The organism is Clostridiales bacterium, from assembly GCA_018333995.1.
Lineage (GTDB): Bacteria > Actinomycetota > Coriobacteriia > Anaerosomatales > SLCP01 > JAGXSG01.
Map to the genome: position 1 here is coordinate 61,979 of JAGXSG010000031.1, position 10,020 is coordinate 71,998.

Here is a 10,020-nt window from a genome sequence, read left to right on the forward strand (position 1 = left end):
CTACAACACCCCCCCGAGGGCAAGACCGATGGCGGGCGCGGCACCCATCCGGTCGCTCATGACCGCCTGCTGGGCGGATCCGCTCACCTGAACGAATCGAAGGGGATCGCTGAGGCTGACCTCGGCCTGCAATCCCTTCTCTAGATAGGCGGCCATGTTAGCGAGCTGCGCGGCGCTGCCCGTCATGAGGATGCGTCTGATCGTGCGCACCTGTGTTGTTTGCGTCAGGTAGTAGTCAAGCGAGCGGCGCACCTCTGCGATGAACTTGTTGGCCTCCCGCTCGAGCGCGTCCTGGGCGACCTGGCGACGCTGCGTTTCCTCGTCGCCGTGGCCTGATGCCTGTTCGATGTACTCACCGGAGATATCCGGCAGACCGGCGTCGATCTTGAGCTTCTCCGCCTCCGAGAACGGCAAGTTAAGCACGTTGGCGACCGCCTGCGTGAACTGGTTGCCAGAAAGTGCGGAGACGCGGGTGAACCGCGGAACGCCCTTCTCGACGACCGCTATGTTGGTGAGGCCGGAACCGATATGGATAATTGCCACCGCCTCACCGGGCCCCTCATCGGAGTCCGGCACCACGTCGAGTCCGCCACCGAGGACAGCCCGAGTGATCGCAAATGTGGTGACATCGATGGCGCTCAGCCGCAACCCAGCCGATTCGACCGCAGCGACGGACGCCGCAATCATATCGCGCTGCGCGGCCACGAGAAGCACCTCCATCATGTGCTCGTCGGCCGGGGTCATGTAGTCGCCGATGATCTGGAAGTCGAGGATGGCGTCCTCGATGGGGATCGGGATGTAGTCTTGCGCCTGGTACTGGATCGCGCCTTCGAGTTCCGCGCGCTCCATGTAGGGCAGGTCTATCAGGCGGACAACAACCTTTTGGTTGGACACGCCGATGATGACGTCTTTGCCCTTGATCCCCGGCTGACGCCACAGGTCACGGATCGCGGAAGCTACGAGTTCGCTGTCGACGATCTCACCGTCGACGATGGCGCCCATGGGCATCGGCACGTGCGCGTACCCGGCAAGAGTGATGCCGGAACCGGAGGGTTTGAGAATAGCGGCGCGAACCCGGTCGGTCCCGATATCGAGTCCGATCTGCGGTGCGCCCGAGCCCATCGAGACGAGGCCCACGGAGTCCTCCCTGCCACGTTGCTACGTCACGTTCTGCTGCGATACTGCTACATTGGCTCCGTTGGATTCCAAACGCCTACTGCAAGCTGTGCTTCCTTTGCGTTCGAAACCCCTTGCACATCAAAGCGCATATCGCCGCGCAATGCAAGTGAGCCCGGTCTCACTGTCGTGCCCACCCTCCGATGCTCACCACGTTCAGTCCAAACCCAGGCATCGCGTTGGACACCACATCGCCGAGGTTCGGGCTCGTCCTTAAGTCCATGTTGTTGTTCCCGCTAACATCGATTCCTTGAGAGATGACCGAGCCGACCATCATCACGCGCGCTTCGATGATTATCTGCTGGTCAGCGAAGAACGCTCCCGCGTGTGTCGGCGCGCCATCGGGGTTCTGCTCGTTCCCTCCGGACGACTTGCCTAAACGAATGGTCCCCGGCGTGGCGATCCCGACCACCTGATCCGAGCGAAACGTCTGGTTGTTGAGTGTCTGCCCTGTTGGCACCACGCCTGGAAGCAGTCCGTGGAGGGGGACGAAGTCACTGTTCACGAACCTCACATTGCCGTTCGCGACGATGGTGCCGTTTCCGACGTAATTGATATGGCCGGTGAAATCGAGGGGCCCATCGATGAACACGGTACCCCACACGGTAAGCGTGCGAGTGCTAGGGTTCCATGCGAAATCATGTCCAGGGTCGCCAAACGACTGGTTGTCACCGATCACAAACGCGGTCGCACGGCTCTGGTCCCTTACCGAGTTATTGTCGATCACTTTGTACGCATCCGCCCTCGCTCCGGTGGCCGCGGCCCCTTTGTACTGGAGCGGACCGTCAGGGAACGGAACCGGCCCCCACTCGTTGTTGGGCACGTCCGGATCGCGAGTTTCATCTCCCTGGATGTTGTCCCTCGACTGCAAGACCGCTTGCGCGTACGTCGCGTCGAGATATGCGGCGTCGACTCTTGGGATGTTCATCTGAGGCACTGACCGGATGACGCTGGTGACCGCCGGGTTCACTACTTTGGGATCCGGGTGGGCCGGGTCGACGTAGAGGAGCCCAACGTCGATCAGGTACCCTGACTTGACGTCGAGTGTGCCCCCGTTGATGTAGATCGGCCCCCAGCCAAAACCGCCTGCCATCGCATTCCCCAGATTGTCACCTTGTCTCAAGTCATCGAACGTGTAGAACGGTCCGTACACGGACGCATTCCCATTAAACTTGCCGCCGGCGCTCTGGTTAAACCCCGACCCGTACGCGATGTTCATCCCGTAAAGATCCATCACATAAAGACGCGTGCGTATCGTTTCAGCCGAACCGTCGGTTCCTCGACCTACCGAGGTCAAAGTGATCTCGTGTACCGAGCCGATGGTCGCGGTGACGGTCGCTTCTCCCGACCCCAGCTGGGCGCGGGTGAACTGCATCGGGAAATCGCCTGCGCGATACCCGCTCAAGCGGATTCGCGCGATGGCGGTGTCGAGCGCGCCGTTCGCGGCTTGGAATCCTTGGGCCTCCTGAGAGTTGACGCTCGCCTCATGCAGGGTCTGATACGCCATTGCGAAACCGCCAAAAGCGACGACAGTGAGAACCGATACAATTCCCATGACAACGACCATCGCGTATCCCGCGTCACTGACTCGCGCCCGATTTATGAGATGTGTCGACGCAGACATCCTTCGTGCCTCTCTACTCTACGAGTCCCGGTTCCTGAACGCGGCTCGGACCGAGTCTTGAACGATACGGCCATCCACCGTCGACCGAATCGTGATCTCCACACTGCGCGCGGTGTTTGGCACTTTGGACATGTCGGTGATCAGCGCGCCACTCGCGTCGAAGTACCGGAACAGCGGCACGCCTGCATCCACGTTAGTCACCCGTGTTCCCCACCTGGCCACAAACCGCGCAGGTAACACCCGCACGCCTGACGTGTTCAGCAGGAACACCCGCTGCTCGATGTACGTGTCTCCGCCTTCCGTCACGAGCTGGAAGTTATGCTGCTCTTGTACGTTGTCAAGATCTTGATCGGTTCTAACCGAGAGCACCATTCCCGTGGGAGCGGGGGATGCCTCGATCCGACTGTTCTGTATGAGGATCTCGCTGATTCTCGTGAGCGGGTATGTGATCTCCCTAGAGAGTCGCGATTCCCTGTCAGCATTGCGCTGCCCTATAGACACGACCTGGGAGATCGAATACCCGAGAGCTAACACAAACCCGAGCAACGTGAGCGAGACGATAAGCTCCGTGAGAGAGAACCCGTCGTCTTTTCTCACCTGTGAGCACCGTGACCTCACAGCCGCCACATCCCCCAGTCAATAGCCGGAGTGACCGCGGGCGGACTCAGCCAGCGAGTCCAATCATCGGCGCCGCGTGCAGCCGGACCGGTGCTATTATCCACGCGGCTGAAGCGAGCGAACGACGACGGAACCTGCACCGTGGTGCCTCCGGCGGGCGTCACTGTCACGAGGTAGCGAAACTCGATCCATCCCTCACCCTTGATGAACCTGCCGTCCTGAGGCGCCTGCCAGTTCGCATTCGTGAAGCTAGGGCTCGACGAACCTGCGCCCGCGAGATCAGTCCACGTACCGGTCCCTATGTGATCGGTGTGGTACCGGTACTGCCACCGGTAGTTGACCACGCCCGTTGTCGAGAACGTGGGTGTGTGTGAAGTCAGGTTCAGATTGAATCGCGCGCGCGCGTTGTTTCCTCCCCCGTTGGTCACTTGCACATTCGCCTCATACGACCCCCGCGAGATAAAGAACGCCGAGACCGGACCAGCTGTGAAGTGCGGGGTGGTCTGTCCTTCCGCGATAGGGCCACGTGAGGTGACATCGACCCTGTACCGGCTGAGGGGAGATGTCGCGCCGTTGGCGGTCGGCCAGACCTGACGGGCAGTCCAGTCCACCGGGGTCACGATAGCGGGCGTACCCACCATGTTGAACGCCGACGACGTCGAAGACTGTATACGCCAGTCGACTTGATACGATCGAACCCAGTCGGTGCCGTCTCTGGCGGGATCCCATCCAAATGTCACCGAGTTCGCCGCAGAGTTGACTGCATCCACGACAGGCTGTCCCGGCGGATTGGGCGGGAAGTTGTCCACTGTCAGACTCCATGCGCGCGCAGTGAGCTGGTTTCTGCTGTCCCGGGCCGATGCGCGCATCTCGTACACACCATCGGGAAAGCTGGCGCCGTCTGTGGTAATCCTAGTCGTGTCCCAGAACCCGGACACACTGTCACTCAGTTCGGTGGTGAGCTTCTCAAGAACCAGAGAGCCTCCCGCAGTGATATCGATACGCCTCAGCGTGACACCGGATCCACCCGCTTCCGCCGACAATCCCACCGGCACACTCGTGCCACGAACCGCGCCGCTCATAGGCGTGCCAGGGCTTACCTCCACGGTCGGTGGCGGGACTGGCGGCTCCTCTCCGCCGCCGCCGCCCCCGCCCCCGCCGCCCCCGCCGCCGCCGCCGGGAAGCGTGCCTGTCGCCCTGAGGTTGCTGATGTGCGTTCCCGTGCTGAAGGTGTGCGGTCTGCCATCCGGTCCAACCGCTCGTGCGACTACCGCCACGTGCATGTACGCGGGATTTGCCGTGCCTGGGTCTTGTTCACCGAACCACTGCGGGGTGACGGTCGCTGAGATCGAGACCGCGACTCCATCGATCGTCCTTGAATAGGCGCTGGCGATCTGATTGATCCGCGTCTGGTTCACCTCGTTGAACGGAACCCGCCGCACCTCCTCAAGAAACGCGTTGGCCGCGTTCACGCCCACAGCGTTTGCCTTAGATGCGACTCCGAGCATCGTTGATGTTGCGACAAGGCCAAACAGTGCCGTGGCCACGAAGAAAAAGATGGCGGAAGCGATCACGAGCTCTACGATAGTGAACCCGGTATCCGTACGACGCGCGTCGCATCCGAGATCGGGACCCACGACCCGCTCGCAGTTGTTGGGAACCATACTCGACCGCCAATACGCTTCAGGGCGCGCTCGTTGAAACGCGCCTCGACCATCAGTATACCTATCGGCGCAATCCCGCAGGCGCTTGAGTGAGTACGGAGCCGACCAGCGGCGCTCCAAGCTCAGCTGATACCGATAAGTGACGTGTACCACTCCACAACGGCCGGACCGAGTACGGCCGTAGCCACCCCTCCAACAGCGAGAAACGGGCCGAACGGTATCTTCGACTGAAGGCCGGAACCCGTGCGCGCTGCGACAGCGATCCCGTACACGGTGCCGATCACGCTACCGGTCATCAGGGCAAGCAGGACGTAGGGCCCTAGGAAGAGCCCCATCGCGCCGAGCAACTTGACGTCTCCCATTCCAAACCCCGCCCTGCCCCTCACCCCGGAGTACACGGCGGCAACGATGCCACTTAGCCCCGCGCCGAGCAGAGCGCCGAGCAGAGCGCTGACAAGCGGCTGCTGTGAACCGGCAAGTGGCACTGACAGCGTGCCCCAAAACTGCGAAACAACAGCGGCCGCGAGGCCGACGGCAGCAAGCGCGCCGACTATCGGATTGGGAAGACGCATCGTGTCGATGTCTATGAATGACAGCACCAGAAGTACCCAAAAGAATATGCCGACGATGATCGCCTGCGGCCCGACGCCAAAAAAAAGCGCGGCGACAAGCCAGAGCAAAGCGCTTAGCAACTCAACGATCGGATATCGCGGCGAGATTGGTGAGTGGCAGGCGCGACACCGCGCGCGCAGCAGGAGCCAGGAGATGACGGGCACGTTATCGAACCATCGGACCAAAGAGCCGCAGTGCGGGCAGCTCGAGCCGGGCGAGACGACCGACTCCCCCCGCGGGAAGCGCCAGATAACGACGTTTGCAAAACTGCCAAGTGCAAGACCGAGCAGAAAGAGCGCTACGGAAAACCACAGATCGATGAGGTCCAAAACTCACTCCCCGCAATGATTGCTTGAAAAGGTGACAAGAGCGCCACCTGAAGACGGCGCACACTCAGAATAGCGCATGTAGGATACGAGGCACGATGAAGGCCGACGCATGAATCGCGTCGGCCTTCCTTGAGCGTAACTGATGCTCTCTGAACTACTGGAAGCGTCCGTGTGGAGTGGTGGCGTCCGGGCACGTTGTCTGACCATTGGTGAGAACATAGGGCTCGACATTGTTCGTCGGGCACACAGGGTTCTGGGCAATGAATTCCTGTCGCAACGGATCTGCTCCGGGAATATCCGCGTCTCCAAGGATCATGGGCAACGTAACAGCCGTAGGCTGAATATTGCCGGTAGCGACAACCTGCTGCACCGCGCCCTCTATAGTGCGCTGGTTCGCGTGGCACGTCCGCTCCTGGGCGGTGGCGCGCGCGGCGTTGAAAACTGGTATAGCGATCGCGACGAGTATACCGATAATAAGGATGACGACCATCAGCTCGACAAGGGTGAAGCCCTCGTCCCTCTTCTGGAACACTCTCATGTTCCACACCTCCTTCTCCCTTTCGGGAATCGACGTCGCCCCCACTCGAGGGCATTTCAAACCTCGCACATCCTATCGGCACCCGGCCTCTGTGCCTTGAGCAGATTCTTCCCAACGGCTAGAGACAAGTATGCAGCCCTACTGTATGAGCGTGATGATCTGGAACATCGGAAGATAGAGCGCGACCACCATACCGCCGACGACGGCTCCCAGAGTCGCCATCATGAGTGGCTCGATGAGCGAAGTCAGGGCCTTGACCGAGTTTGAAACCTCTTCGTCGTAGAAGTCAGCGATCTTGTTGAGCATCGCGTCGAGCGCGCCCGTTTCCTCGCCCACGGCGATCATCTGCACCAGCATCGAGGGAAACACGGCTGACTCTCCAAGCGGCTTTGCTATGGTCTCCCCCTCTTTGATCGCGGAGCGCGCCCTCTTAACGGCGCGCGAGACGACCTCGTTGCCAGCGGTATCGGCAACGATGTCGAGTGCGGAAAGGATAGGCACACCGGCGGAGACCAGCGTCCCAAACGTGCGCGTGAACTTCGCAAGCGCGATCTTGCGTGCCATCGAGCCAAAGACGGGCAGTCTCAGTTTGACCCCATCCCAGATGAAACGTCCGCCATCGGTGCTCGTCCAAAAACGAAAAGCGAATACCACAGCGACCATCGCCACAGCCAGCACAACACCACCGATGCTCGTGACGAAATCCGACGCGTTTACGAGGAGCTGCGTCATGAACGGAAGCTCTCCGCCCATGGACTCAAACATGCCCTCGAACACAGGCACGACGAAAACCATCATGGCAACTAAGATGATGAGCACAAGCCCACCCATCGCGATGGGGTATGTCATCGCGGACTTGATCTTGCCTTTGAGAGCGAGCTCTTGCTCGAAGTGATCGGCGACTCTAACCAGTACCTCGTCGAGCACACCGCCCGTCTCGCCGGCGCGTACCATGTTGATGAATATGGGTGGGAAGACCTTGGGGTGCTTACTGAGCGCATCAGAGAGCGACTGTCCCGCTTCAACGTCTTTGGCCACCTGCTGGATGACGATCTTCAGGCCTTCGCTCTCCGTCTGGCTTGCCAGAATACTCAAGCACTTGGTGAGCGAAAGTCCCGCGTTGATCATCGTCGCAAACTGGCGCGAGAATATGGCAACGTCTTTGATCTTGACCCCGGTACCAAGGCGGATCTGCCCGATCGCCGCGAGCTGTGACTGCTGGTCAAGCTCAAGGATGATGTAGCCCATCTGTCTGAGCTTGGCGCTGACGGCCTCACGGTTCTCGCCCTCCAGCGAACCTTTGACGACCCTGCCAGCCTTATCACGTACCGAGTAGTGGAACACCGCCATGATCAGGCTCTCCTTACTGCTGTCTCGCTCCTAAACAGTCATCATACCGTTTCGGCACGAACGGGCATCTGCTTGAACGAACCGTCGCGGGTCACGCGCATCAGACGATGACCCGCATGATCTCCTCGATTGACGTCTGACCCATGCGTACCTTCTCGAGTCCGTCCTGTCTGAGTGTCAGCATCCCGTCGACGATGGCCACCTTCTTGATCTCCTCGGAGGTGGCCTCAGCGACCGTGAGGCGGCTGATCTCCTCGGAGATGAGGAGGACCTCATGCACCCCCATCCTCCCACGATACCCGGTGCCCCCGCACTTCTTGCAGCCCACCGCCTTAAAGATGCTCTCGGGCAAATTTTCTTCCAAAAACCCAGCGTCAATGAGAGCTTTGGGCGGTGGAGAGTACTCCAGTTTGCACTCGGGACACAGGCGGCGCGCGAGACGCTGCGCGAGCACGCAATCAAGAGCGGAGGAGACTAGGAACGGCTCCACGCCCATCTCGACGAGCCGGGTGATAGCGCCCGCGGCGTCGTTGGTGTGGAGCGTGGAGAGCACGAGGTGACCGGTGAGCGCAGACTCGATCGCGATCTTCGCGGTCTCCTGGTCGCGGATCTCACCAACTAGAATGACGTCTGGAGAGCAGCGCAAGAACGACCGGAGCGCGCGCGCGAAGGTGAGTCCCGACTTGACGTTGACCTGGCATTGATTCACTCCGGCAAGACGGTACTCGACCGGATCCTCGGCGGTCAGGATATGCCGGTCCGGGGCGTTTAGAACGTTTACTGCGGCGTACAGTGAAGTCGACTTGCCCGATCCGGTAGGACCGGTTACAAGAATTGCGCCGTACGGCTTCTTGAAGGACGCCTCGAACCGCACAAGCGAACTCGGCAGGAAGCCGAGGTCTTTGAGCTCAAGCAAGATGGCGTCTTTGCGCAAGATGCGAAGCACAATGCGCTCTCCGTAGACAGTGGGCAGCGATGAGACCCGGAAGTCGATCTGATGTCCGCCTATCGTCACCGCGCAGTGACCGTCTTGTGGACGGCGCGACTCTGCGATGTCCATCTCGGCCATGATCTTGAAGCGGCTAATGATGGAGGACTGGACGTTTTTGGGGCTGCGCATGACCTCGTGCAGCACGCCGTCCACGCGGAAACGCACGCGCATGTCAGTCTCTTGCGGCTCGATGTGGATGTCGCTCGCCCGGTCGGTGATCGCCTTGTTGATGATGTAGTTGACGAGTTTGACGATTGGGGCATCGGTGGCGACGTCTGTGAGCTGCTCTAGGTCCGTCGCGTCGAACTCCTCAGCGGGGAGCTCGTCGCCGATGTCGGTACGCCGCGCAACCTTGAAATACTCCTCGATAGCGGCGAGAATGTCGTCTTTTGTCGAGATGGCCGGCTTGATCTCATGGCCGGTGATGATGCGCAGATCATCGAGGGCAAGCACGTTTTGCGGGTCTGCCATCGCGACGATGAGGACGCCTTCGACGATCTGGACCGGCATGAGCGTGTAGCGTTCGGCGAGGTCACGGGGCACGGCGGCGACGGCGTCGGGAGTCGGCTTGCGCACGCCGAAGTCTATGTACTCGATACCGATCTGCGCCGCCATGACCGACAGGATCGAGCCTTGCGTGGCGTAGCCGAGATCGACAAGAACCCGGCCGAGCGGAGAGCCGGTCGCTTTGTGGACTTCGAGGGCGTCACCGAGCTGCCGCTCGGTTATTATCCCGGCGCGCATCAGGAGTTGGCCGAGACGATGTCCAGCTTCCGCCACTAAGGATTCCCTCTCATGCCGTCAGGTCCCACGTCATCGCATGCGCACGTCGCCGCGCGCTGGCCTCATGGTACGACAACGCCGCCGCGTCGCGCATGCTCACCCGCCAACTCTCACAACCGAGTGGCGGTACTCACCTATCCCTCGGCCTCACGTTTGCGCGCTTTGGCCAGCTCGTCGAAGAGCACCGCGGCGTAGCGCTGGAACTGCTCGTACGTCTTGGTTCCCTCCTTAACGCCGATGCGTACCTCGCCGAACCACATCTCAACCGGTGCCACCAGCTCGATATCGGGCACCGGGAGTGCGGAGGGTGCCGGGGGGGCGGGGGGGGCGGGGGG

General features: G+C 60.8%; 9 protein-coding genes. All 9 read right to left on the reverse strand.

Translation table 11 applies throughout. From position 1 onward, the window contains the following. Positions 1-1,137 carry a type IV pilus assembly protein PilM gene (gene pilM / locus KGZ40_09020; GenBank protein ID MBS3957647.1) on the reverse strand — a complete coding sequence of 379 codons (1,137 nt, stop codon included), beginning with the start codon at positions 1,135-1,137 and terminating at the stop codon, positions 1-3. A 160-nt stretch (positions 1,138-1,297) separates the two neighbouring features. Beyond that, positions 1,298-2,800: a hypothetical protein gene (locus KGZ40_09025; protein ID MBS3957648.1), complete on the reverse strand. Its 1,503-nt coding sequence runs from the start codon at positions 2,798-2,800 to the stop codon at positions 1,298-1,300. Positions 2,801-2,818: 18 nt separating this feature from the next. After that, the gene (locus tag KGZ40_09030) at positions 2,819-3,397 is read right to left on the reverse strand and encodes a prepilin-type N-terminal cleavage/methylation domain-containing protein (GenBank protein MBS3957649.1); all 579 of its coding nucleotides are present in this window, start codon (positions 3,395-3,397) and stop codon (positions 2,819-2,821) included. Between the two features lie 17 nt (positions 3,398-3,414). Further along, positions 3,415-5,082 carry a hypothetical protein gene (locus KGZ40_09035; GenBank protein ID MBS3957650.1) on the reverse strand — a complete coding sequence of 556 codons (1,668 nt, stop codon included), beginning with the start codon at positions 5,080-5,082 and terminating at the stop codon, positions 3,415-3,417. 122 nt (positions 5,083-5,204) lie between these two features. After that, positions 5,205-6,023 carry a prepilin peptidase gene (locus tag KGZ40_09040; protein ID MBS3957651.1) on the reverse strand — a complete coding sequence of 273 codons (819 nt, stop codon included), beginning with the start codon at positions 6,021-6,023 and terminating at the stop codon, positions 5,205-5,207. Between the two features lie 154 nt (positions 6,024-6,177). Then, a complete protein-coding gene (locus KGZ40_09045) occupies positions 6,178-6,561 on the reverse strand; it encodes a prepilin-type N-terminal cleavage/methylation domain-containing protein (protein ID MBS3957652.1) in 384 nt (127 codons plus the stop codon). A 138-nt stretch (positions 6,562-6,699) separates the two neighbouring features. Then, positions 6,700-7,911: a type II secretion system F family protein gene (locus tag KGZ40_09050; protein ID MBS3957653.1), complete on the reverse strand. Its 1,212-nt coding sequence runs from the start codon at positions 7,909-7,911 to the stop codon at positions 6,700-6,702. A 100-nt stretch (positions 7,912-8,011) separates the two neighbouring features. Next, entirely contained in the window at positions 8,012-9,646 is a 1,635-nt protein-coding gene (gene tadA / locus KGZ40_09055; protein MBS3957654.1) for a Flp pilus assembly complex ATPase component TadA, read from the reverse strand. A gap of 173 nt (positions 9,647-9,819) precedes the next feature. Beyond that, a partial coding sequence (locus KGZ40_09060) for a hypothetical protein (protein MBS3957655.1) occupies positions 9,820-10,020 on the reverse strand: 201 nt, incomplete at its 5' end.

Excerpts from the sequence above, each read along its gene's own strand:
- KGZ40_09045 (MBS3957652.1), bottom strand. The coding sequence starts at position 6,561 with ATGAGAGTGTTCCAGAAGAGGGACGAGGGCTTCACCCTTGTCGAGCTG.
- tadA (MBS3957654.1), bottom strand. The coding sequence starts at position 9,646 with ATGCGCGCCGGGATAATAACCGAGCGGCAGCTCGGTGACGCCCTCGAA.
- KGZ40_09050 (MBS3957653.1), bottom strand. The coding sequence starts at position 7,911 with ATGGCGGTGTTCCACTACTCGGTACGTGATAAGGCTGGCAGGGTCGTC.
- KGZ40_09025 (MBS3957648.1), bottom strand. The coding sequence starts at position 2,800 with ATGTCTGCGTCGACACATCTCATAAATCGGGCGCGAGTCAGTGACGCG.
- KGZ40_09035 (MBS3957650.1), bottom strand. The coding sequence starts at position 5,082 with ATGGTTCCCAACAACTGCGAGCGGGTCGTGGGTCCCGATCTCGGATGC.